Genomic DNA, 22,479 nt, shown 5'->3' with positions numbered 1-22,479 from the left:
GGGTGGAGGGCGCGCCGGGGTGGGTCCCGCTCACCCCAGCGCGCCCTCCAGCAGCTCTCCCCACTGCGCCACCACGCGCTGCCGCCGCCCCGCGTCGTCCGTCAGCAGGTTGGCGAGGCCCAGGCCCCGGGCCATGTCGAGCAGGCCCTGCACCGTCTCGCGTACCCCCGGCACGGACTCGTCCGCGCGGAGCAGTTCCACCGCGATGCGGTGCGACTCGCGGCCCACCCGGGCCTCCAGTTCCGTGACCCGGGCGTGCAGCTGCGGCTCGTTGGACGCCGCGACCCACAGGTGCAGCGCCGCGCGGAACAGCGGGCCGGTGTACAGGTCGACCAGGGCGGCCACCACCGTCCGGCGGTCCTGCGGGGGGAGGGTGCGCAGGGCCGTGGAGCGTTCCTCGGCCACGTACTCGACCGCCGCCGTGAACAGATCCTCGCGGGTGGGGAAGTGGTGCTGGGCCGCGCCGCGTGAGACGCCCGCGCGTTCGGCGACGGCGGACACCGTGGAGCCTGCCCAGCCGTGTTCGGCCAGGCAGGACACGGCGGCCTCCAGGAGCCGCTGCCGGGTGGCGCGGCTGCGGTCCTGTTTGGGGCCTCGGAGGTGAGGGCCGGTGCCGGCCTGTCCGCCGCTGCCGTTCTGCCGGGGGCCGCCGTCGGGGCCTCTGCTCACCACACCCATGCGGGATCCCGTCGTTCGAGGAAGGCCTGCACACCCTCCTGGGCCTCCGCCGAGGCGAAGAGGGCCGCCGAGCGGGCGGTCAGGTCTTCCGTATTGCGGTCGAAGTTCTCCAGCACCGTAGCGGTGACCAGGGACTTCGATGCGGCCAGGCCCTGCGGGGAGGCTCTGCGGAGCCCGTCGAGTACGGCGGCCAGCACCTCGTCGACATCGTCGGCGACCGCGGTGACCAGTCCGGTACGGGCCGCTTCCGCCGCGTCGAAACGTTCCCCGGTGAGGTAGTAGCGGCCCGCCGCGCGCGGGTCCATGCGCGGGAGCAGCGGCATCGAGATGACGGCGGGGGCCAGGCCGAGCCGGGACTCGGTGAACGCGAAGTCGGCCGCAGGCCCGGCCAGTGCGATGTCGCACGAGCCGAGCAGGCCGAGCCCGCCCGCCCGGACGTGGCCGGTGACGCGGGCGACGACCGGCTTCGGGTGGGCGACGACCGCCCGCATCAGCGCCACGAACGCCCCGGGGTCCGCCGGTGCCTTCAGGTCCGCGCCCGCGCAGAAGGTGTTCCCGGTGTGGGCGAGCAGCACCGCGCGTACCGAATCGTCCGAGCGGGCCGTCTCCAGCGCCTCCCCGAGTTCGGCGACGAGACGCGCGGAGAGCGCGTTGCGGTTCTTCGGCGAGTCCAGGGTCAGGGTGGTGATTCCCCGCTCGTGGGCGGTCCTGACGGCCTTCGGTTCGGACGTCGGCATGCGCGCTTCCTCTCTCGATCTCGCACTACCTCTCTCGATCTCGCACTACCTCGGAGCGGCTGTCAGTACGACTTGGGCAGGCCCAGCGTCTGGTGGGAGATGAAGTTCAGGATCATCTCCCGGCTGACCGGCGCGATCCGCGCGACGCGGGACGCGGTGATGAGCGCGGCGAGGCCGTACTCCCGGGTGAGGCCGTTGCCGCCGAGGGTGTGTACGGACTGGTCCACGGCCTTCACGCAGGCCTCGCCCGCCGCGTACTTGGCCATGTTGGCGGCCTCCCCCGCGCCGAGGTCGTCGCCCGCGTCGCACAGGGCCGCCGCCTTCTGCATCATCAGCTTGGCCGTCTCCAGCTCGATGTGGGCCTGTGCGAGCGGGTGCGCGATGGCCTGGTGGGAGCCGATGGGCTCCTTCCAGACCTGCCGGGTCTTCGCGTAGTCGACGGCCTTGGCGAGCGCGTAGCGGCCCATGCCGATCGCGAAGGCGGCGGTCATGATGCGTTCGGGGTTGAGCCCGGCGAAGAGCTGGAGCAGCCCGGCGTCCTCGTTGCCGACCAAGGCGTCGGCGGGCACCCGTACGTCGTCCAGAACCAGTTCGAACTGCTTCTCCGGGGCCTGGATCTCCATGTCGATCTGCGTCCGCCCGAAGCCGGGGGCGTCGCGCGGCACGAGGAAGAGGCAGGGCTTGAGACGCCCGGTCCTGGCGTCCTCGGTGCGGCCGACGATGAGCGTCGCGTCGGCCATGTCCACCCCGGATATGAAGACCTTCCGCCCGGTGAGCAGCCAGTCCTCGCCGTCGCGGCGGGCGGTGGTGGTGATGCGGTGCGAGTTGGACCCTGCGTCGGGTTCGGTGATGCCGAAGGCCAGGGTGAGGCTGCCGTCGGCGAGGCCGGGCAACCACTTCTGCTTCTGTGCCTCGGTACCGAAGCGGGCGATGACCGTGCCGCAGATGGCGGGCGAGACGACCATCATCAGCAACGGGCAGCCGGCGGCACCCAACTCCTCCAGCACGATGGAGAGTTCGGTGATCCCGCCGCCTCCGCCGCCGTACTCCTCGGGGAGGCTCACACCGAGGTAGCCGAGCTTGGCGGCCTCGGTCCACAGGGCCTGCCGGTCGTAGTCACGGTGGGTGCCGCCCGCGTGCCGCTTGCCGAGTGCGGCGACGGCGGCGCGCAGCGCCTGGTGCTCCTCGGTTTCGAGGACAGTGCTCTTATGGGCGGTGCTCTTGCCTGCGGTGCTCTTGCCGGCGGTGCTGTTGCGGGCGGTGCTCATGGCTTCGGTTCCTCCTGAACGGCGGACTGGACAGCGGACTGAGCGACGGGCAGGGGTGTTGCATCGGCCGTCGAGCTAGGCGTCGGGCAGGGCGTCTTCTGCCGGTTCGCGTACGACGGCGAGCAGCGCGCCGACCTCGACCTGGCGGCCGGGGGCGGCGTGGAGTGCGGTGAGCGTGCCGGAGGCGGGAGCCGTGATGCGGTGCTCCATCTTCATCGCCTCCAGCCAGATCAGCGGCTGCCCGGCGGCGACCTCGGCCCCGACCGCGAGCCCTTCCGCGACACGGACGACGGTGCCGGGCATCGGGGCCAGCAGCGATCCCGGGGCGGTACGGGTCGTGGGGTCGGGGAAGCGGGGCAGCCGGGTGAAGGTGTGCGGGCCGACGTGGGTCCGGTCGCCGTACACCGCGACGTCGAACTTCCTCAGTACGCCGTCGACTTCGAGCGCCACACGGTCGGGCGCCGCGCGGTGCAGCCGCACATCCGGGAAGCCCTCGGCGTGCAGCCCGTCGCGGGTGACCCGGTAGCGGATCTCGTGCGTGGCGCCGTCCGGCTCCGAGCGGTACGTCTTGGTCTGCGGCTGGGACGGGACGTTCCGCCAGCCGCCGATCCGCGCGCGGGCCGCGTCGGCGAGGGCCGCGGCGAGGGCGGCGAGCGGGTCGGGGGCGGGGGTGGTGAGTTCGGGCAGATGGCGGTCGTAGAAGCCGGTGTCGATGCGGGCCGCGGTGAAGTCCGGGTGGCGCAGGGACCGTACGAGCAGGTCACGGTTGGTGGCCGGGCCGTGCACGTGCGCCCGGTCGAGGGCGTGGGCGAGCTTGCGGACGGCTTCGGCGCGGGTGGGCGCGTGGGCGATGACCTTGGCGAGCATCGGGTCGTAGTGGACGGACACCGTGTCGCCGTCGGTGTAGCCGGTGTCGAGACGCAGGGCAGGCGCCCCGCCTACCGGTAGGTCCGGTAGGCGGAGCCGGTGCAGGACGCCGGTCTGCGGGGCCCAGTCGTGGGCCGGGTCCTCCGCGTACAGCCGGGCCTCGACGGCATGGCCGTTCGGGGGCGGCGGGCCGTCGGGCGGGAGCGGTGCGCCCTCCGCGGTACGGATCTGGAGCGCGACCAGGTCGAGGCCGAACACCGCCTCGGTGACGGGGTGTTCGACCTGGAGGCGGGTGTTCATCTCCAGGAAGTACGCCCGGTCGCCGCCCTCCGCCACCAGGAACTCCACGGTGCCCGCGCCCTGGTAGTCGACCGCGCGGGCCGCCGCGGTGGCGGCCTCGCGGAGAGTACGGCGCAGCGCGTCGGACAGGCCGGGCGCGGGGGCCTCCTCGATGACCTTCTGGTGGCGGCGCTGGAGGGAGCAGTCACGGGTGCCGAGCGTCCAGACCGTGCCGTACGCGTCGGCCATGACCTGCACCTCGACGTGCCGCCCGCGCTCCACGTACGGCTCGGCGAAGACCTCACCGTCCCCGAAGGCCGACCGCGCCTCGGCGACAGCTGCCTCCAACTCGCCTTCCAGGCAGCTCAGTTCCCGTACGACGCGCATGCCGCGCCCACCCCCGCCCGCCGCTGCCTTGAGGAGGAGCGGCAGGTCGGCTGCGGTCGCGGTGTCCGGGTCGACGGGGGCGAGCAGCGGGACCCCGGCGTCGGCCATCAGCTTCTTGGCGCGGGTCTTGGAGGCCATCGACTCGATGGCCTCGGCGGACGGGCCGATCCAGGTCAGACCGGCGTCGGTGACGGCGCGGGCGAAGGCGGCGTTCTCGGAGAGGAAGCCGTAGCCGGGGTGGACGGCGTCGGCCCCGGCCGCGCGGGCCGCCGCCACGAGGAGGTCGCCGCGCAGATACGTGTCGGCGGGGGCGGTGCCCGGCAGCCGTACGGCGGTGTCGGCCTCCCGTACGTGCAGGGCGTCCGCGTCGGCGTCCGAGTGGACGGCGACCGTGGAGATGCCCAGCTCACGGCAGGTGCGGAAGATGCGGCAGGCGATCTCGCCGCGGTTGGCGACCAGGAGGGAGGTGATCACGTTCGTCCTCAACATCGCGTCCTCAACATCTGGCGTCCTCAACATCTGGCGTCCTCAACATCTCGCGTCCTCAACATCTGACGTCCTCAACATCTCGTCCTCACATCCGGAAGATGCCGAAGCCGCCGCGGGCGCCCTCGACCGGTGCGTTGTGGATGGCGGACAGGCACAGTCCGAGGACGGTCCTGGTGTCGCGCGGGTCGATGACCCCGTCGTCGTACAGCCGCCCGGACAGGAACATCGGCAGCGACTCCGACTCGATCTGCTGCTCGACCATGGCGCGCAGCGCGGCGTCCGCCTCGTCGTCGTACGGCTGCCCCTTGGCCTGCGCGGAGGCGCGGGCGACGATCGACAGCACGCCCGCGAGCTGCTGCGGGCCCATCACGGCGGACTTGGCGCTGGGCCAGGCGAAGAGGAACCGGGGGTCGTAGGCCCTCCCGCACATGCCGTAGTGGCCCGCGCCGTACGAGGCGCCCATCAGGACGGAGAGGTGCGGGACCTTCGAGTTGGAGACGGCGTTGATCATCATCGCGCCGTGTTTGATGATGCCGCCCTGCTCGTACTCCTTGCCGACCATGTAGCCGGTGGTGTTGTGCAGGAAGAGCAGCGGGATGTCGCGCTGGTTGGCCAGCTGGATGAACTGGGCGGCCTTCTGCGACTCCTCGGAGAACAGCACGCCCTGCGCGTTGGCGAGGATGCCGACGGGGTAGCCGTGCAGCTCGGCCCAGCCGGTGACGAGGCTCGGGCCGTAGAGCGGCTTGAACGCGTCGAAGTCCGAGCCGTCGGTGATGCGGGCGATGACCTCCAGCGGGTCGAAGGGGGTCTTCAGGTCGCCGGGGACGATGCCGAGGAGTTCGTCCTCGTCGTGCTTCGGCGGGACAGCCGGTCCCGGCGGATCGGCTTGCGCCTTGCGCCAGTTGAGGCGGGCGACGACCCGGCGGGCCTGACGCAGGGCGTCCGGTTCGTCGTGCGCGAGGTAGTCGGCGAGGCCGGAGACCCGGGCGTGCATCTCGGCGCCGCCGAGCGACTCGTCGTCGGACTCCTCGCCGGTCGCCATCTTGACCAGCGGCGGACCGCCGAGGAAGACCTTGGACCGTTCCTTGATCATGATGACGTGGTCGGACATGCCGGGGACGTACGCGCCGCCCGCCGTGGAATTGCCGAAGACGACGGCGATGGTGGGGATTCCGGCGGCGGAGAGCCGGGTGAGGTCCCGGAAGAGCGCGCCGCCGGGGATGAAGATCTCCTTCTGGGACGGCAGATCGGCGCCGCCGGACTCGACCAGGCTGATGCACGGGAGGCGGTTGGCGTACGCGATCTCGTTGGCCCGGAAGGCCTTCTTGAGCGTCCAGGCGTTGCTCGCGCCGCCCCGCACGGTGGGGTCGTTGGCGGTGATCAGGCACTCGACGCCCTCGACGGTGCCGATGCCGGTGACCATGGACGCACCGAGCGGGTAGTCGGTGCCCCAGGCGGCCAGCGGGGACAGCTCCAGGAAGGGGGTGTCCTCGTCGATGAGCAGCTCGATGCGTTCGCGGGCGAGGAGTTTGCCGCGCTTGCGGTGCCGGGCGACGTACTTCTCGCCGCCCCCGGCCAGGGACTTGGTGTGTTCGGCCTCCAGCGCGGCGATCTTGGCGAGCATGGCTTCGCGGTGGGCGGTGTACTCGGTGGAGGTGGGGTCGATCGCGGTACGCAGCGTCGTCATCGGGCCGCCTCTTCCTGCCCCGCCAACAGGGCTTCCGGTATGTCCAGAAGCAGGGCTTCCGGGATGTCCAGTTCACGGGAGCGCAGCCACTCGCCCAGGGCCTTGGCCTGCGGGTCGAAGCGGGCCTGCGCGGCGACGCCCTCGCCCAGCAGCCCCTCGACCACGAAGTTCAGGGCGCGCAGATTCGGCAGGGGGTGGCGGGTGACGGTCAACCGGCCCGTCTCCGGGAGCAGTTCCTTGAACCGCTCCACGGTCAGGGTGTGCGCCAGCCAGCGCCAGGCGTCGTCGGTACGCACCCAAACGCCGACGTTCGCGTCCCCGCCCTTGTCGCCGCTGCGTGCTCCGGCGACGCGGCCGAGCGGGGCGCGGCGTACGGGGGTGTTCGCGGGCGGTGGGTCGGGCAGGGCAGGATCGGCCACCGGCTCCAGCGGGCGGGTCACCGGTGGGGCGGGCGGCCTGGGCACCAGGGGATCCGGCACCGGTTCCAACGGGCGGGTCACCGGCGGGTCGGGTACCGTCACCCGCCGCCCGTCCGGCAGTACGGCCACCTGCCGCACCTCCGCCCGGTCCACGTACACCGCGTCGAAGACCCCGTACGGCGCGCCCTTCCCCGGCGGGGCCGTCACATGGAACCCGGGGTAGCTCCCGAGCGCCAGCTCGATCGCGGCCCCGGTCACCCCCCGCCCCACGGCCTCCGCCGACCCGTCCCGCACCACGAGCCGCAGCAGCGCACTCGCGCACTCCTCGGTCGCCGCATCGGGCCGGTCCGTCCGGGACAGCTCCCAACACACCTCGCCCGGACGGGACTTGCCGAACGCATCCGTCACCTGCTCGCGCACCAGCGCGGCCTTGGCGTCGATGTCGAGGCCGGTCAGGACGAACACCACTTCGTTCCGCCAGCCCCCGATCCGGGTCACGCCGGCCTTGAGCGTCGGCGGGGGCGCCTCGCCGCGTATGCCGCTGCCCGCCGCACCTTCGCTCAGCGCACCGTCGCCCCCTGCACCACCGGCTCCTTCACCCCCGCCCCCTGTGCCGTCGATCCGCACCCGGTCGGGTCCGTCCTGGGTCAGCCGTACGGTGTCGAGCCGCGCCGTGACGTCGGGTCCCGCGTACCGGGCGCCGCCCGTCTCGTACAGCAGCTGCGCGGTGACCGTTCCGACGTCGACGATGCCGCCCGTGCCGGGGTGCTTGGTCACGACCGACGAGCCGTCCTCGTACAGCTCGGCCAGCGGGAAGCCCGGATGTCGTACGTCGTGCCCGGTGAAGAAGGAGTAGTTGCCGCCGGTCGCCTGGGTGCCGCACTCCAGCACATGCCCGGCGACCACCGCCCCGGCCAGCCGGTCCAGGTCGTCGGGGCCCCAGCCGAAGTGCCAGGCGGCGGGGCCGGTGACCAGCGCCGCGTCCGTGACGCGCCCCGTCACCACCACCTCCGCGCCGGCCCGCAGGCACTCCGCGATCCCGGCGCCGCCGAGGTAGGCGTTGGCGGTGAGCGCGCCTTCGGGCAACGGCAGCGCATCACCCTCCACGTGCGCGACGCGCGTGGGCACCCCCACCCGCGTACTCAACTCCCTTACGGCGTCGGCGAGACCGGCCGGGTTGAGACCTCCCGCGTTGACCACGATCCGCACGCCCCGGTCGTGCGCCTCGCCCAGGTTCTCCTCCAGCTGACGCAGGAAGGTCTTGGCGTAGCCGAGGGCGGGGTTCTTCAGGCGGTCGCGGCCGAGGATGAGCATGGTCAGCTCGGCGAGGTAGTCGCCGGTCAGGACGTCGAGCTGCCCGCCGGTGAGCATCTCCCGCATCGCGTCGAAACGGTCTCCGTAGAAACCGGAGGCGTTGCCTATCCGGAGCGGCCTCACCCGGCGGTCCCTTGTCGCGGCGTGCGGTCGGCGGCCTCCTGCTGCGGCGCACTCCCGACACCTCCACGTCCCTGTTGCGGCGCGCGCCCGGGGCCCGGCGGCCCGGCGAAGGCCTGCGCGATACCCAGCCACAGATCGGCGTCGGCGCCCTCCACCCGCAGGGACAGATCGTCACGGTGCGCACGCTGGGTGACGAGAAGGCAGAAGTCGAGCGCAGGCCCGGTCACCCGCTGGACGGCGTCGACGGAACCGTACGACCACAACTCACCGCCAGGTGCGGTCAATTCGATGCGGAACTCCTCGTCGGGTACCGGAAGTTCCCGTACCGCGAAGGCGAAGTCCCGCGCCCGCACGCCGATCCGCGCCACATGCCGCAGCCGCGCGGTCGGCTGCCGCCGCACACCGAGCGCGTCCGCCACGTCCTGACCGTGCGCCCAGGTCTCCATCAGCCGACCGGTGGCCATCGACGCGGCACTCATCGGCGGCCCGTACCAGGGAAACCGCACCCCGCCCGGCGCGGCCCGCAACGCCCGCCGAAGCCCTTCGCGCCCGGCACGCCAACGGTCGAGCAGCACAGCGGGTTCGAGCACCGCGCCCTCCGCCGCCCCCTCGTCCACGAACGCGTCCGGCGCGGCGAGCGCCTTCTCGACCTCCCCGGCGAACGCCCCCGCATCGGTCACGGCGAGCAACGCGGCCCGGTCCGTCCAGGCGAGATGAGCGATCTGATGGGCAATGGTCCAGCCGGTCGCGGGGGTGGGCCGCGCCCACGTCTCGTCGCTCAACTCACCGACGATGGCGTCCAGTTCGCCGGACTCACTGCCCAGATCATCGAGCACGACACCTGCATCGGACACGGAACGCTCCCTCCGGGACACGGCTTCGTGCCCCGGAGCATGGCAGTGCGCCGAAAAACAATCAAGCGTGCTTGCATTGTTTTTGCCGTGCGGCGTCGCGCCCGCCGAAGAGCGGTACGGCGATGCCGGCCAGCCTGCTGGCAGGAACCTCCGCCGGTCGGTGCAGCCGACTCGACTGCACTCAGCGGTTCATGTCCCGGTAGTCGTCCAACATCCGAAGTCCGGGCATGAGCCGGGGCAAGAAGCCCGGACACCGGGTGTCCTGCTCAGACCTCGGCGTCCGGTCGGCCCCGGTCCTCGCCGTACGAATCCACTCCGCTTGGCTTCTACCGCTCACCCGGGTTCGCCGAGTTCAACGGGAAGGTCGTCCGCCGGGCCGACACGAGTGCCGTTCGGAGAAGCGGCTGATGGTTCCACCCGGGTGTTCCTCTCCGGCGGCACCGGGAAGTGCCTCAGCAACTCCTCCATCCAGGCAGCCGGATGGGTGGCCGGAGCAGCGCCGCCGGGGAGGGCCCGTGCTTTGCGGATGCCCTCGATCAGTGCGGCGGTGGCGGCCTCGGTGGTGTAGCGGTCGGCGATCCACTGGCGGCCCGCCTGCCGCACCTCGTCCTGGTCGGGCAGGTCGAGCAGCTCAAGAGCCTTGTCGGCCAGCTGCGCCGTTTCGAGTTCCGGAATTCGCCACGCAGACGGCGACTCGAACACTTCCGCACCGCCGCCACCGGCATATCCGGTCACCAGGCAGCCGCTGGCCATCGCCTCGGCCGGTGGTAGTCCGAAGCCCTCGCCCTCGGGTGCTCCCAACGCGATGAACACCGACGTGTCCGACAGCACGCGAGCGACTTCCTCGTGGGGAACCGCGTGGATGTCGTACAGATCGATGTCCTTGGACCGCGGATCGGCGTGGATCAGGCGGCGAAGCAGCGTGCTTTCGATCGGGCGCTTGCGGGACATCCACGCAATGCGCCTGACCCGCCCGGTCGATGCCGGTCGGAACAACTCGGTGTCAATGATGTTCGGCACCAGGTGCGGTTCGAATTCAGGCAGGGCGCGGCGGAGCATTTCGGCGCCCGCCTGCGAGATCGTCCACAGGGCCGGGCGCTCCGACCAGCCCGGATAGGGGCCGGGACCAGGGCAGGTCAGGAAGTTGACGTAATGCCCCTGCGAGTAGATGACCTTGTGGCCGCCGGGCGCCGGGTCGTGGTTCGGGACCACGCTGACCTCGTGCAGTACGAGCACGTCCTCGGGCCCGAGATCCAGGGTCATGCCGGACAGCGTCGGCACGTCGTCGTCGAACCACGTGTAGCGGAATCCCGGCGTGGGCGTCCAGCGGTACGCCTCGACGCCGATGGACCGCAGCAGCTTGACCTGTTGGTTCAGTACGCGAATGCCGCCCAGCGGGAATTGGAACTCGAACGACGCGTAGATCACTCGACCGGTCACCGTGCCTCCGTGCATCTCGATTGCAGGATGGGTGGTTCGGCCGGGGTCGGTGTCGGGTTCCTGGAGTCAGGTTCCTGCTCAGCAGCTGGGTCTTCCCCGTGCTCATGCCTTCAGGGTGGCAGCAAAGCCGTCGGGTGTCACCGGCCCGCATTGGTTCAGGAGCGGTGCTTCCACGTCCTCGGTGAGCGGTTGTGTGCCGACGCCGGAACGTCGGCGCACCCACCTGGTTCCTGACCTGCATACCGTTTCCGGAGGACCGGCTCAGCCCCCGCTGCCCGTGCGACCCCTGACGTCCGTCATCAGTTTCTCCAACAGCCCTATGAGTACGGCTCGTTCCGACTTCGACAGACCTGCGACGAGGGTGGATTCGCGGCCGAGCACCGCGTCGACGGACGACTCGATGAGCGTCTGGCCTTCGGCCGTCAACGACACCAGGACGGTTCGGCGCCCGGTAGCCCCCGGTCCTCGCCGTACGAATCCGCTCCGCTCGGCTCGGGCGACGCGCTGCGAGATGGCGTCGGCGGTCACCAGCGTCCGCTGTGCGATCTGACGGGTGCTGAGGGTGTACGGCGGCCCGGAACGGCGGATGACGGACAACAGGTCGAGGGTGGCCCCGTCGATCCCGGCGGCGCGCAGGACCCGGTTGCGGTCATCCGCGAAGAGCTTCGCCAGGCGCCACGCACCCACCGACGCCCCGCCGCTGGAATCGCTGCTCGCCCAGTGGCACGCCAACCTGGCCCAGAACCTCCTCGGCGCGGTCCTGACCACCGCCTCGGTCCAGGACAAGCTCACCCCTGGCAGCTCGATCCTCAGCATCGGCTCGATCGGAGCCGAACGGCGAGGCGGCTCCTACGGGGCGTCCAAGGCCGCCCTCGCCGCCTGGAACGCCTCGCTCTCCTCCGAGCTCGGCCCGCGCGGCATCACCAGCAACGTCATCTCGGCCGGCTACATCGCGGGCACCAACTTCTTCCGCGGGCAGATGACCGACGAACGCCACCAGGCGCTCGTCCAGGAAACCCACGACAAGCGGCCGGGCACGCTGGACGACATCACCGAGACCGCCTACTTCCTCGCCTCCCCCGGCGCCCGGCACGTCACCGGCCAGACCATCCACGTCAACGGCGGCGCCTTCACGACGCGGTAGCCGGACCGCTCGCGAGAACGGCCGAAGCCCGGAACCCACACAAGGCACTCCGGTCACAGCTACGCTGGCTGGGCATCCGAGGAGGACACCGTGAGCGCACAGCCAGAACATTCCGGCGGAGAACTGATTCCCCGCCCGGACCGCACCCCCGACGCACTCCGGGAGGCACTGGCCGTCGTTGCGCCCGCGCGGATGCCGGAGATGGAGCGGGAGAAGGACAAGGCACTCGCCGAGGCCGTGCGACAGAGCAGCATCGACCCGCTGCGCGGCTTTCTGTTGCGCTGGGCCGTCGTGATCGAGATCGAGCGGCACCCCGCGACCGCACAGCGTTTCCACCGGGCCGAGTACCTCGCCCAGGTCTCCGCCGACCCCGAGACCTCCCGCCGCCATGTCCGGGAGTCCGGTGACATCCTCCGCGCCGTGTACGGGGAGCTGGACTCTTGACCTGGGCTTGGGAGTACGACCCCAGCGAGGAGTACCTCGTCGGCGGTGTGGACCCCGCCGACGTGGCCCGCATCGGGGAGCGGGCGGACGAACTGGTCCGTGCCGCCGAGGCCCTCTAACTCGACGGCACGACGTACCAGGGAGACAACCCCAAGGGTGCTACGGCGTACATCACGGGCGGCATGTTCGAGTACCTGGTGGTCGTGCGGCACAACCGGCTCTACGTCCGGCAGATCACGATCTTCTAGGACCCGTCCAACGGCGGTGCTGACCGGTATGCGGCGGTCGGCTCCGCGCCGCGTACCAGCCGGTGCGCCGGTGACGAAGGGCGCGTCTACTTGCCGGAGATCTGCGTCCGTACCGCGCCCATGCTCGCCACGATCACCAGCGCGATCGCCAGCGCGTCGACGGCGGACAGCTCCTGGTGCAGGACGAAGAAGCCCGCAGTCGCCGCGATCGCGGGTTCCAGGCTCATCAGTACGGCGAAGGTCGACGCGGGCAGCCGTCGCAGTGCGAGCAGTTCCAGCGTGTACGGGAGTACGGACGACAGCAGCGCGACCGCCGCCCCCAGCCCCAGCGTGCTCGGCACCAGCAGTTTCGAGCCCGCGTCGATGATGCCCAGCGGCAGGATCAGCAGCGCGCCGACCGTCATCGCCAGGGCCAGACCGTCCGCGCGCGGGAAGCGGGCGCCGGTGCGGGCGCTGAAGATGATGTACGCGGCCCACATCCCGCCCGCGCCGAGCGCGAAGGCCGCTCCCACCGGGTCCAGCCCGCCGAAGCCGCCGCCGCTGAGCAGCGCCACCCCACAGAGCGCCAGCCCGGCCCAGAGGAAGTTCACCAGCCGGCGCGAGGCCACGACCGACAGGGCGAGCGGGCCCAGGACCTCCAGGGTCACCGCCGTGCCGAGCGGGATACGGTCCGCCGCCTGGTAGAAGAGGCCGTTCATGCCGGCCATCGCGATGCCGAAGACGAGGACCGTGCCCCAGTCGGCGCGCGAGAGCCCGCGCACCTTGGGGCGGCAGGCGATGAGCAGCACGATCGCGGAGACGGTCAGCCGCAGGGAGACGACGCCGACCGCTCCGGCCCGCGGCATCAGCCAGACGGCGATGGCCGCCCCGAACTGCACCGATATTCCCCCGGCCAGCACCAGACCCAGCGGCCCGAACCTCCCGCGCAGCCCTTCGGCGGCAGGCTGCTCGGCGACCGTGTCAGCTGAGGCGGTCAGAGCGGTATCGAGCGCCTTGGCGTCGGCGGGGGCTATCGGATCCATGCTGTCTACAGTAAGGGGCGTTTGCCGGATCCCTCACTTACCGACCACTGGCCGGGACAGGGGGCGGGCTCCCGGCCCAGCAGACCCGTCGAACCGTCCGTGCCGGGGCGTCGACGCACGCACACCCCCACATCACATGAGTGCGCACTACTGCGCACTACACCGCACTAAGGGCTGTCCCGTAATTCCTGGTGGATCAGCGCACGGCGTCAGATGCGGTGCATCGCAAGGCGGAGGGGCGCCCGAATACTGGATGTATTCGGGCGTTCCGACAACGCCGCGAGGTGCCGTAGCTGTCGTCGTGCGCCCGCCAGGAATTACGGGACAGCCCTTAGGTAATCTCGGCCGCGCCTGACGCACGACATCAGCGGAGGGGATCACCGGGCAGCCCCTCCGCCAGTACCTCCGCCAGGTGCCGTGCCGTCCGTCCCTCCAGCTGGGCCAGCTGGGTACGGCACGAGAAGCCGTCCGCCAGGAGTTCCGTCCCCTCCGCTGCCGCCCGTACCGACGGCAGCAGCTGTTCCTCCGCGCAGGCCACCGACACCTCGTAGTGCCCCATCCCCGGACCCGAGCCCGAATCCGCCCCGTCCCCCCGCCCCCGCCCCCGCTCGAACCCGAAGTTCCCCGCCAGCCCGCAGCACCCCCCGCTCAGCTCGCCCGTCAGGCCCGCCTTCGCGCGCAGGCGCCGTTCCGCCGCGTCGCCGAGGACCGCGTGCTGGTGGCAGTGGGTCTGGCCCGCCACCGGGCGGTCGAGCCGTGGCGGCTGCCACTGTGGTGCGTACTCCTCCAGCGCCTGCGCGAAGGTCCGTACCGCGTCCGCCAGCCGCGCCGCGCGCGGGTCGTCGGCCAGCAGTTCCGGGAGGTCGGTCCGGAGCGCGGCGGCGCAGCTCGGTTCCAGTACGACGACCGGCAGGCCCGCGTCGAGCAGCGGCTCCACCCGGTCGAGGGTGCGGCGCAGGACCGTACGGGCGCGGTCGAGCTGGCCCGTCGAGACGTAGGTCAGGCCGCAGCACACGCCCTCCGGCGGCAGCGCGATGCCGAGCCCGGCCGATTCCAGGACGCGGACCGCCGCCCGGCCCACCGAGGGCGAGAGGTGGTCGGTGAACGTGTCGGGCCACAGGACGACCTGCGCGGGCGGCTGTGCCCGGGTGCCGAACCAGCGGCGGAAGGTCTGCGGGGCGAGCTCCGGAATGTCCCGTTCGGGGGCGATCCCGCCGAGCCGTTTGGCGAGCGCCGCCAGCGGCCGGACCCGGGCCAGGGCGTTGACCGTGCGGGCGTACGGGGCGGCGGCGCGCAGCCAGCGTGGCAGCCGGCCCATCGAGTAGTGGGCGGCGGGGCGGATCCGGCCCGCGTAGTGGTGGTGCAGGAATTCCGCCTTGTACGTGGCCATGTCGACGCCGACCGGGCAGTCGCTGCGGCAGCCCTTGCAGGAGAGGCAGAGGTCGAGGGCGTCGCGCACCTCCGTCGAGCGCCAGCCGTCGGTGACGATCTCGCCCGCGAGCATTTCGTGCAGCAGCCGGGCGCGCCCGCGCGTGGAGTGCTGTTCGTCGCCGGTCGCGCGGAACGACGGGCACATGACATCGGCGCCGGACGTCCCCTCTGTACGGCACTTGGCGACGCCCACGCAGCGGCGTACGGCGGCGGAGAAGTCGCCGTTGTCGTGCGGGTAGCCGAACTCCACGTCCACCGGTTCGCGCGGCAGCACCGCGAAGCGGAGGTTCTCGTCGAGGCGGTGCGGGCGGGCGAGCATGCCCGGGTTCAGCAGGCCGTCCGGGTCCCAGATGTCCTTGAACCGGCCGAAGAGGGCGACCAGTTCGTCGCCGTACATCTTCGGGAGCAGTTCGGCGCGGGCCTGTCCGTCGCCGTGTTCGCCGGAGAGGGAGCCGCCGTGGGCGACGACCAGGTCCGCCAGTTCCTCGGAGAAGGTACGGAAGCGGGCGACGCCGCCCGCGGTCAACAGGTCGAAGTCGATGCGGACATGGATGCAGCCGTCGCCGAAGTGCCCGTACGGGGTGCCGTGCAGGCCGTGGGCGCCGAGCAGGGCGCGGAAGTCGCGCAGGTACGCGCCGAGCCGGGCGGGCGGTACCGCGCAGTCCTCCCAGCCGGGCCAGGCCTCGCTGCCGTCCCGCATCCGGGTCGCGGTGCCGCTGGCGTCCTCGCGGATGCGCCACAGGGCGCGCTGCTCGGCCGGGTCGTCGACGACCAGTCCGTCCAGGGCGCCCGCCGCCCGTACCAGTTCGGCCGCCTGCGCGCGGGCCTCGGCCGGGCTGTCGCCGCCGGTCTCCACGAAGAGCCAGGCGCCGCCGCGCGGCAGTCCGGCGGGCTCGCGCACCAGGTCGGCGGCCATGCCCTCGACGGTCAGCGGGCGGTACGGGAGGAGTCCGGCCGCCGCGTCGGCGGCGTCGCCCTCGTCGGCGTAGCCGAGTACGGCGAGCGCGCGGGCGCGGGGCGCCTCGACCAGCCGTACGGTCGCCTCGGTCAGCACGCCGAGGGTGCCCTCGCTGCCGCAGAAGGCGCGGGCCAGATCGGTGCCGTTCTCGGGGAGCAGGGCGTCGACGGCGTATCCGGAGATACGGCGCGGCAGCCCGGTGGGGTAGCCGGTGCGCAGCAGCGCGAGGTGGCCGTCGACCAGTTCGCGCAGCCCGGCCGGTGCTCCGGCCCAGCCCCGGGCGAGGTGGTGGGTGTCGCCCCAGAACCCGGTGGTGGTCAGCCGGTGGACGTTGTCGGCGGTGGTGCCCCAGGCCACGGAGTGCGCGCCGCAGGAGTTGTTGCCGATCATCCCGCCGAGCGTGCAGCGGCTGTGCGTGGACGGGTCGGGGCCGAAGGTCAGACCGTGCGCGCCCGCCGCCGCCCGGAGGTCGTCGAGGACCACGCCCGGCTGCACGACCGCGGTCCTGGCCTCCGGGTCCACCGAGAGGATCGACCGCATGTGCCGGGTGAAGTCGAGTACGACACCGGTGCCGGTGGCCTGTCCGGCGATCGAGGTGCCGCCGCCGCGCGGGACGACGGGTACGCCGTGCAGCCGGCAGACGGTGAGCACCGCGGCCACGTCCTCGGCGTCCCGGGGCGCGACGACGCCCAGCGGGACCCGGCGGTAGTTGGAGGCGTCCATGGTCGTCAGGGCCCGTGCGGCGGTCCCGAATTCGACGTCACCGCGTGCCGCGCGACGCAACGCGTGCGCCAGCTCGCCTCTGTCCGGCTGCCCGCTCATGGTCTCTCCGCACCCCTGCGCAAAATGCGTACCCGAGTCAACAAATTCCACACCAGGAACTTCCCAAACCAATCACCAACCCTCCTATAGTTGACAAGCGTTGCCCGGCAACCTATGCATCCCGTTCATCCCATTCCGTCACGCCCGCACCACTTGCCACTACTTGCCGCTTTCACCTTCCCCCCTTCTGCCCCATCCGTCCATGAGGACTCCGCCAGATGACAGAGCGCCCCCCGCTCCGCCCGACCGCGCTGGCTCTGCTGATCTCCGTGATCATTTCGGGCCTGCTGTGCGTCTGGGCGGTGTCCGCCGCCCCGGACCAGATACGTACCCCTCTCGGCTGGTGCTCGGCGGTGGCCGCCCTGCTGTTCAGCGCCGCCGTCACCACCGCCGTGCACGCCGTGCGGCTCGCCACCCTCACCTCGCGCAGGCTCGGTGCGCGTATCGGCCAACTGACCGAGGAGTCCGCCCAGTCCGGACTGCGCGCCGCCCAGCTCGCCACCGACTTCGAGCAGCGGACCGCGCAGCTCACCGCCGAGCACCGGGCGAAGGTCGCCGAACTCACGGCCCAGCGCGAGGCCACTGCCGCCGGGCTCACCGCGCAGTTCGACGCGAAGACCGTCGAGCTGGCCGCCCGCACCGCCCGCGCCGAATCGGTCCGCGCCGCCGCCATGTCGGCAGCCGCCAACGCCGCGGGCCGCATGCAGGCCCTCGCCACCGGCATGCTCGCCGACCTGCGCGAGATGGAGCACCGGCACACCGACGAGGACGTACTGGGCGACCTGCTGCACCTCGACCACCGCACCGCCCAGGCGGGACGGCTCGCCGACTCCATCGCCGTACTGACCGGGGCCCGTTCCGGGCGCCGCTGGGCCAAGCCCATCGTCATGGAGTCGATCCTGCGCGGCGCGATGGGCCGGATCGCCGGGTACCAGCGCGTACGGCTGCACTCGACCAGTGAGGTCTCCATCGCGGGCCACGCGGCCGAGGGCGTCATGCACGCGCTCGCCGAACTCCTCGACAACGCGGCGAACTTCTCGCCGCCCACGGCCGAAGTGCACGTGTACGTCGAGGAGGTACCGGCCGGGGTGATCCTCACCATCGAGGACAGCGGCCTGGTCATGAGCGACGTCCAGCTGCGCCGCGCCGAGCGGGCCGTGACCGCGGAGACCACCCAGCAGACCGACCTCGCCGGGCTCTCCGGCACCCGCCTCGGCCTCGCCGTGGTGGGGCGGCTGGCCCGCAAGCACGGGCTGACCGTGTCCTTCCGCCCGTCCGCGCGCGGCGGCACCGGCGTCCTGGTGCTGCTCCCGCAGGAACTGATCTCCCGCCAGTCCCGGGGTACGGCGCCGGGCGCGGCGGCACCAGCTCCCGCGCCTGCCGCCACGGCAGCTCCGGAGACCCGGTCCCGTACGGAGGCGGAGCCCCTGCCGGTACGGGGCACGGACACGGCCGCCGGAACCACGGCGTCCGCCACCTCTGCAGAAGCCGCAGAAGCCGCAGACACCGCAGAAGCCTCAGACGCCGCAGACGTCACCGAGGTCACCAAGCCCGCCGGAACCCCGGAGCCCGAACCCGATCACGCCACCGCCGAGTTGGGCGAGAGCGGTCTCCCCAAGCGGCAGCGCGGCCGGACCATGGCCGCGGCGCACCCGGCAGGAACCCAGATCCCCGGCTCCACCCAGCCGCGTACCACCACCACACCCACGACATCCGCCGCCAGGTTCAGCACCTTCCGCCAGGCCGTACGTGGCGAATCCCCGAACCCGGAAGGCAGCACCTCATGAGCACGACCACCACCGACGAGCGGCTCAACTGGCTGCTGGAGAGCCTCCTTGAGCGCACTCCCGGCACCCGGCACGCCCTGGTCCTCTCCCGTGACGGCCTCAAGCTCTGCCGTACGCCCGGTCTCTCCGTCGACCAGGCCGACCAGCTCGCCGCCATCTCGGCCGGTATCCAGAGCCTGTCGCACGGCGCCTCCATGGAGTTCGGCGACGGCAGCGGCGGCGTACGCACCGCGATGGCCGAGTTCTACGGCGGCGTGCTGTTCATCGTGGAGGCGGGCGACGGCGCGCATCTCTCGGTGATCGCCGACGAGTCGGCCGACGTCGGCCTCATCGGGCACAACATGAGCGAGCTGGTCGAGCAGCTGGGCGAACACCTCAGCGCGGAGCCCCGCGCATGAACCCCCCGTTGAGCAGGGCCAGGCCGGGACGCGACGACGACCCGGACCGCCTCTACACCGTCACCGGCGGGCGCACCAGGTCGGACGCCACCGTGTTCGACCTGGTGACCCTGGTGGTCAGCGAGTGCGACCCGACGCCGGGCATGCAGTCCGAGCACGTCTCGATCCTGCGGATGTGCGGCCGTCCCACGGCCGTCGTCGAGATCGCGGCGGAGCTGAAGCTGCCCGTGTCCATCACCCGGATCCTGCTCTGCGACCTGCTCGACACCGGCCGGATCAGCGCCCGCCATCCGCGCACGGCACGCGGCGCCGACAGCCTTCCCGACCCTCACATCCTGGAGCAGGTGCTCGTTGGACTCCGCAACCTCTAACCCGAACGCCCTGGCCGGCACCGCCGACAACGGTCTCAAGATCGTCATCGTCGGCGGGTTCGGCGCAGGGAAGACCACCATGGTCAGGTCCGTCAGCGAGATCCGTCCGCTGAACACCGAGGAGACGATGACGCAGGCGGGGGCGGCCGTCGACGATCTCAGCGGTGTGCAGGCCAAGACCTCCACCACCGTCGCCTTCGACTTCGGCCGCATCACCATCGACGAGCGCACGATCCTGTACCTCTTCGGCGCACCGGGCCAGGAGCGCTTCTGGTTCCTCTGGGACCGGCTGTTCTCCGGCACGCTCGGCGCGGTCGTCCTCGTCGACACCCGCAGGCTCGCCGACTCCTGGTACGCGATCGACCGCCTGGAGCACCACGGCACCCCGTTCATCGTCGCCTGCAACGACTTCGGCGGCCCGGTGCACTCCCTGGAGCAGCTCAGGGAGGCGCTGGACCTCTCCCCGGAGATCCCGCTGATCGACTGCGACGCGCGGGACCGTACGTCGAGCAAGTACGTACTGATCACGCTCCTCCAGCACCTCCACGCCCTGTCCACCGCGTCCGCCGCTTCCGCCACGTCCGACACAGCCACCACGTCCGACGCGTCCGCCTCCTCTGCCGCGTCCTCCGCATCTGCCACGTCATCCTCCGCATCTGCCGCGTCCTCCGCCCGGGAGCCGAGCACCACATGACCACCGAAACCCCGCCCACCCCGCTGAGCGGCCCGCGTTTCCAGACGGATCCCACCCAGCTCTACCGGGAGATGCGCCGCGACCACGGCCCGGTCGCGCCGGTGATCCTCGACGGCGACGTACCGGCCTGGCTGGTGCTCGACTACCGCGAGCTGCACCAGGTCACCGCCGACCCGGTGCTCTTCAGCCGGGACTCCGACCTGTGGAGCCAGTGGGACCGCATCCCCGACGACTGGCCGCTGCTGCCGATGATCGGCCGTAAGCAGCCGTCGATCCTCTACACCGTGGGCGAGCGGCACCGCGAGCGCGCCGCGATGATCGGCGACGCGCTGGAGTCGGTCGACCCGTTCGAACTGCGCCGGATCTCCGAGCAGTTCGCCGACGAACTGGTCAACTCCTTCTGCGGCGCCGGAGAGACGGAGATCATCGGCCGGTACGCGATGATGCTGCCGGTCCGGGTGCTCGCCCGGATCTACGGCTTCACGGACGACGAGGGCCCGGCCCTGGTCAAGGCGTTGAACGACATGATCGACGGCCGGGAGCACGCCCTCGCCGGGCAGCAGCACCTCGCGCAGTCGATGGTGAACCTGCTCATCTCGCGGCAGGAGCAGCCCGCCGAGGACGTCGCCTCGCACATGCTGGGCAACAACGCGGGCTTCACCGCCGAGGAGATCGCCCAGGACCTGATGGTCATGATGGCCGCGGGCCACCAGCCCACCGCCGACTGGATCGGCAACTCGCTGCGGCTGATGCTGACCGACGACCGGTTCGCCGCGTCGCTGTCCGGCGGCCGGCACAGCGTCGCCGAGGCCATGAACGAGGTCCTCTGGGAGGACACCCCCACCCAGAACGTCGCGGGCCGCTGGGCCTCCCGCGACACCACGCTCGGCGGTCGGCACATCCAGTCCGGCGACATGCTGCTGCTCGGCATCGCCGCCGCCAACGCCGATCCGCAGGTACGCACCGACGGTTCGGCCCTCACCGGGGGCAACAACGCCTTCTTCTCCTTCGGCCACGGCGAGCACCGCTGCCCGTTCCCGGCCCAGGAGATCGCGGAGGTCATCGCGCGTACGGGCATCGAGGTCATCCTCGACCGCCTCCCCGACGTCGACCTCGCGGCACCCGAGGAGAGCCTCACGCGGCGCCCCTCGCCGTGGCTGCGCGGTCTGTCCACCCTGCCCGTCACCTTCACCCCGGTACCGGCGCTGTGACGCGAAGACCGTCCCGGCCCGGCCCCAACGAAAGACCCAGGAGCCACAGATGACCTGCCCGGTCGACCACGGAACACCCACCGAGAGCATCGCCCTGGACCCGTTCGTCCAGGACCTGGACGGGGAGAGCGCCGCCCTGCGCGCGGCGGGCCCGCTCGCCAGGGTCGTGCTGCCCGGCGGGGTGGCCTGTTACGCGGTGACGCGTCACGCGGAGGCCAGGCAACTCCTCACCGATGCCCGGCTGGTGAAGGACATCAACGTGTGGGGTGCCTGGCAGCGCGGCGAGATCCCGCTGGACTGGCCGCTGATCGGGCTGGCCAACCCGGGCCGTTCGATGCTGACGGTCGACGGCAGCGAGCACCGCAGGCTCCGTACGCTGGTCGCGCAGGCGCTGACCGTACGCCGGGTGGAGCGGCTGCGCGCGGGCATCGAGAAGCTCACCACCGGCATGCTGGACCGGCTGGCCGAGATCCCCGCCGGCGAGACCGTCGACCTGAAGGCGGAGTTCGCGTACCCGCTGCCGATGAACGTGGTCAGCGAACTGATGGGCGTGGACGCGGCGGACCACCCGCGGCTGAAGACCCTCTTCGAGAAGTTCTTCTCGACGCAGACGCCGCCGGAGGAGGTCCCGCAGATGATGGCGGACCTCGGCACGCTCTTCGCCAAGATCGTCGATTCGAAGCGGGAGAACCCGGGCGACGACCTGACCAGTGCGCTGATCGCGGCCTCGGAGGACGGTGACCAGCTCACCACGGAGGAGATCACCAACACCCTCCAGCTGATGATCGCGGCCGGGCACGAGACGACGATCAGCCTGATCGTGAACGCGGTGGTCGCCCTGCAGGCCCACCCCGAGCAGCGCAAGCTGGTGCTCGGCGGCGAGGTGCCGTGGGAGAACGTCATCGAGGAGACGCTGCGCTGGTCCACCCCGACCTCGCACGTCCTGATCCGTTTCGCCGCCGAGGACATCGAGGTCGGCGACGCGGTCCTGCCCAAGGGCGAGGGCCTGATCGTCTCGTTCGGCGCGATCGGCCGCGACGAGGAGGCGCACGGACCGACGGCCGGTGACTTCGACGTCACCCGCACCCCCAACCGGCACATCTCCTTCGGCCACGGCCCGCACGTCTGCCCCGGCGCCGCGCTGTCCCGCCTGGAGGCCGGTGTCGCGCTGCCCGCACTGTTCGACCGCTTCCCCGAACTGCGGCTGGCGGTTCCCGCGACGGAACTGCGCAACAAGCCGGTCGTCACCCAGAACGACCTGTACGAACTGCCGGTGAAGCTCGGCGGCTGAGCGGCTGCCGGGCAGGTCCCCCCAGGGGCCTCTGCCCGTACACCCGTTCGGCCAGCAGGTCCGTCCGTCTCACCGGGCGGACCTGCTGTCCGTTACCGCCCGGAACCGGCTACGCT

At 71.7% G+C, this 22,479-nt stretch carries 20 protein-coding genes; 9 read left to right on the top strand and 11 right to left on the bottom strand.

Going from position 1 to position 22,479, the window contains the following annotated elements; all coding sequences use genetic code 11:
- Positions 1 to 30: 30 nt before the first annotated feature.
- From NBY69_RS13990 to NBY69_RS13950, 9 genes are all read right to left on the bottom strand, one after another.
- A complete protein-coding gene (locus NBY69_RS13990) occupies positions 31 to 678 on the bottom strand; it encodes a TetR/AcrR family transcriptional regulator (RefSeq protein ID WP_250301172.1) in 648 nt (215 codons plus the stop codon).
- Complete coding sequence (locus tag NBY69_RS13985) at positions 666 to 1,415, bottom strand: enoyl-CoA hydratase family protein (protein ID WP_250301171.1); 750 nt, start codon at positions 1,413 to 1,415, stop codon at positions 666 to 668. The genes NBY69_RS13990 and NBY69_RS13985 overlap by 13 nt, the downstream gene beginning before the upstream one ends.
- Before the next feature lie 62 nt (positions 1,416 to 1,477).
- Positions 1,478 to 2,683 carry an acyl-CoA dehydrogenase family protein gene (locus NBY69_RS13980; protein ID WP_250301170.1) on the bottom strand — a complete coding sequence of 402 codons (1,206 nt, stop codon included), beginning with the start codon at positions 2,681 to 2,683 and terminating at the stop codon, positions 1,478 to 1,480.
- A 75-nt stretch (positions 2,684 to 2,758) separates the two neighbouring features.
- Complete coding sequence (locus tag NBY69_RS13975) at positions 2,759 to 4,690, bottom strand: biotin carboxylase N-terminal domain-containing protein (RefSeq protein WP_284348056.1); 1,932 nt, start codon at positions 4,688 to 4,690, stop codon at positions 2,759 to 2,761.
- Between the two features lie 100 nt (positions 4,691 to 4,790).
- Positions 4,791 to 6,392, bottom strand: a complete 1,602-nt coding sequence (locus NBY69_RS13970; protein WP_250301168.1) for an acyl-CoA carboxylase subunit beta — start codon at positions 6,390 to 6,392, stop codon at positions 4,791 to 4,793.
- Positions 6,389 to 8,191, bottom strand: a complete 1,803-nt coding sequence (locus tag NBY69_RS13965; RefSeq protein WP_250301355.1) for an acyclic terpene utilization AtuA family protein — start codon at positions 8,189 to 8,191, stop codon at positions 6,389 to 6,391. The genes NBY69_RS13970 and NBY69_RS13965 overlap by 4 nt, the downstream gene beginning before the upstream one ends.
- Before the next feature lie 53 nt (positions 8,192 to 8,244).
- Positions 8,245 to 9,102 (bottom strand): TIGR03084 family metal-binding protein, encoded by an 858-nt coding sequence (locus tag NBY69_RS13960; protein WP_250301167.1) that lies wholly within the window; start codon positions 9,100 to 9,102, stop codon positions 8,245 to 8,247.
- A 333-nt stretch (positions 9,103 to 9,435) separates the two neighbouring features.
- Entirely contained in the window at positions 9,436 to 10,542 is a 1,107-nt protein-coding gene (locus tag NBY69_RS13955) for a glycosyltransferase (protein ID WP_250301166.1), read from the bottom strand.
- A 261-nt stretch (positions 10,543 to 10,803) separates the two neighbouring features.
- Positions 10,804 to 11,139 carry a MarR family transcriptional regulator gene (locus NBY69_RS13950; protein WP_308409480.1) on the bottom strand — a complete coding sequence of 112 codons (336 nt, stop codon included), beginning with the start codon at positions 11,137 to 11,139 and terminating at the stop codon, positions 10,804 to 10,806.
- Between NBY69_RS13950 and NBY69_RS13945 the strand changes: the two genes are divergently transcribed.
- The 3 genes from NBY69_RS13945 to NBY69_RS37340 all read left to right on the top strand — a co-directional run bounded on the left by NBY69_RS13945 (position 11,129) and on the right by NBY69_RS37340 (position 12,249).
- The gene (locus NBY69_RS13945; protein ID WP_250301165.1) at positions 11,129 to 11,686 is read left to right on the top strand and encodes an SDR family oxidoreductase; all 558 of its coding nucleotides are present in this window, start codon (positions 11,129 to 11,131) and stop codon (positions 11,684 to 11,686) included. The two genes, NBY69_RS13950 and NBY69_RS13945, sit on opposite strands and share 11 nt — an antisense overlap.
- A gap of 90 nt (positions 11,687 to 11,776) precedes the next feature.
- The gene (locus tag NBY69_RS13940; RefSeq protein WP_250301164.1) at positions 11,777 to 12,130 is read left to right on the top strand and encodes a DUF6247 family protein; all 354 of its coding nucleotides are present in this window, start codon (positions 11,777 to 11,779) and stop codon (positions 12,128 to 12,130) included.
- Positions 12,127 to 12,249, top strand: coding sequence for a hypothetical protein (locus NBY69_RS37340; RefSeq protein ID WP_284348051.1), 123 nt, complete (start codon positions 12,127 to 12,129; stop codon positions 12,247 to 12,249). Before NBY69_RS13940 ends, NBY69_RS37340 begins: the two co-directional genes overlap by 4 nt.
- 215 nt (positions 12,250 to 12,464) lie before the next feature.
- Here the strand turns inward: NBY69_RS37340 and NBY69_RS13935 are convergent, their stop codons facing one another.
- Together NBY69_RS13935 and NBY69_RS13930 are read right to left on the bottom strand one after the other, a co-directional pair.
- On the bottom strand, positions 12,465 to 13,400 hold the full coding sequence (locus NBY69_RS13935; protein WP_250301163.1) for a DMT family transporter: 936 nt from the start codon (positions 13,398 to 13,400) through the stop codon (positions 12,465 to 12,467).
- A 364-nt stretch (positions 13,401 to 13,764) separates the two neighbouring features.
- Entirely contained in the window at positions 13,765 to 16,611 is a 2,847-nt protein-coding gene (locus tag NBY69_RS13930; RefSeq protein ID WP_250301162.1) for an FAD-binding and (Fe-S)-binding domain-containing protein, read from the bottom strand.
- A 218-nt stretch (positions 16,612 to 16,829) separates the two neighbouring features.
- On the opposite strand from NBY69_RS13930, the gene NBY69_RS13925 reads away from it, so the two are divergent.
- From NBY69_RS13925 to NBY69_RS13900, 6 genes are read left to right on the top strand one after another with little or no spacing between them, the layout of a single operon-like run.
- Positions 16,830 to 18,398, top strand: a complete 1,569-nt coding sequence (locus NBY69_RS13925) for a sensor histidine kinase (protein ID WP_250301161.1) — start codon at positions 16,830 to 16,832, stop codon at positions 18,396 to 18,398.
- Complete coding sequence (locus tag NBY69_RS13920; RefSeq protein WP_250301159.1) at positions 18,395 to 18,796, top strand: roadblock/LC7 domain-containing protein; 402 nt, start codon at positions 18,395 to 18,397, stop codon at positions 18,794 to 18,796. Before NBY69_RS13925 ends, NBY69_RS13920 begins: the two co-directional genes overlap by 4 nt.
- Positions 18,793 to 19,167: a DUF742 domain-containing protein gene (locus NBY69_RS13915; RefSeq protein ID WP_250301158.1), complete on the top strand. Its 375-nt coding sequence runs from the start codon at positions 18,793 to 18,795 to the stop codon at positions 19,165 to 19,167. The genes NBY69_RS13920 and NBY69_RS13915 overlap by 4 nt, the downstream gene beginning before the upstream one ends.
- Complete coding sequence (locus NBY69_RS13910) at positions 19,148 to 19,861, top strand: ATP/GTP-binding protein (protein ID WP_250301157.1); 714 nt, start codon at positions 19,148 to 19,150, stop codon at positions 19,859 to 19,861. Before NBY69_RS13915 ends, NBY69_RS13910 begins: the two co-directional genes overlap by 20 nt.
- Complete coding sequence (locus NBY69_RS13905) at positions 19,858 to 21,072, top strand: cytochrome P450 (protein ID WP_250301156.1); 1,215 nt, start codon at positions 19,858 to 19,860, stop codon at positions 21,070 to 21,072. Before NBY69_RS13910 ends, NBY69_RS13905 begins: the two co-directional genes overlap by 4 nt.
- Positions 21,073 to 21,121: 49 nt before the next feature.
- Positions 21,122 to 22,363, top strand: a complete 1,242-nt coding sequence (locus NBY69_RS13900; protein ID WP_250301155.1) for a cytochrome P450 — start codon at positions 21,122 to 21,124, stop codon at positions 22,361 to 22,363.
- The last annotated feature ends 116 nt before the right edge of the window (positions 22,364 to 22,479 follow it).

Source organism: Streptomyces sp. A 4/2, from assembly GCF_940670765.1.
GTDB lineage: Bacteria > Actinomycetota > Actinomycetes > Streptomycetales > Streptomycetaceae > Streptomyces.
Note: the sequence above shows the minus strand (reverse complement) of the source record. Positions and strands in the feature narration are given on the sequence as shown.

Excerpts from the sequence above, each read along its gene's own strand:
- NBY69_RS13990 (WP_250301172.1), bottom strand. The coding sequence starts at position 678 with ATGGGTGTGGTGAGCAGAGGCCCCGACGGCGGCCCCCGGCAGAACGGC.
- NBY69_RS13985 (WP_250301171.1), bottom strand. The coding sequence starts at position 1,415 with ATGCCGACGTCCGAACCGAAGGCCGTCAGGACCGCCCACGAGCGGGGA.
- NBY69_RS13980 (WP_250301170.1), bottom strand. The coding sequence starts at position 2,683 with ATGAGCACCGCCCGCAACAGCACCGCCGGCAAGAGCACCGCAGGCAAG.
- NBY69_RS13970 (WP_250301168.1), bottom strand. The coding sequence starts at position 6,392 with ATGACGACGCTGCGTACCGCGATCGACCCCACCTCCACCGAGTACACC.
- NBY69_RS13965 (WP_250301355.1), bottom strand. The coding sequence starts at position 8,191 with ATGCGGGAGATGCTCACCGGCGGGCAGCTCGACGTCCTGACCGGCGAC.
- NBY69_RS13945 (WP_250301165.1), top strand. The coding sequence starts at position 11,129 with ATGACGGACAACAGGTCGAGGGTGGCCCCGTCGATCCCGGCGGCGCGC.
- NBY69_RS13935 (WP_250301163.1), bottom strand. The coding sequence starts at position 13,400 with ATGGATCCGATAGCCCCCGCCGACGCCAAGGCGCTCGATACCGCTCTG.
- NBY69_RS13930 (WP_250301162.1), bottom strand. The coding sequence starts at position 16,611 with ATGAGCGGGCAGCCGGACAGAGGCGAGCTGGCGCACGCGTTGCGTCGC.
- NBY69_RS13925 (WP_250301161.1), top strand. The coding sequence starts at position 16,830 with ATGACAGAGCGCCCCCCGCTCCGCCCGACCGCGCTGGCTCTGCTGATC.
- NBY69_RS13920 (WP_250301159.1), top strand. The coding sequence starts at position 18,395 with ATGAGCACGACCACCACCGACGAGCGGCTCAACTGGCTGCTGGAGAGC.
- NBY69_RS13915 (WP_250301158.1), top strand. The coding sequence starts at position 18,793 with ATGAACCCCCCGTTGAGCAGGGCCAGGCCGGGACGCGACGACGACCCG.
- NBY69_RS13905 (WP_250301156.1), top strand. The coding sequence starts at position 19,858 with ATGACCACCGAAACCCCGCCCACCCCGCTGAGCGGCCCGCGTTTCCAG.
- NBY69_RS13900 (WP_250301155.1), top strand. The coding sequence starts at position 21,122 with ATGACCTGCCCGGTCGACCACGGAACACCCACCGAGAGCATCGCCCTG.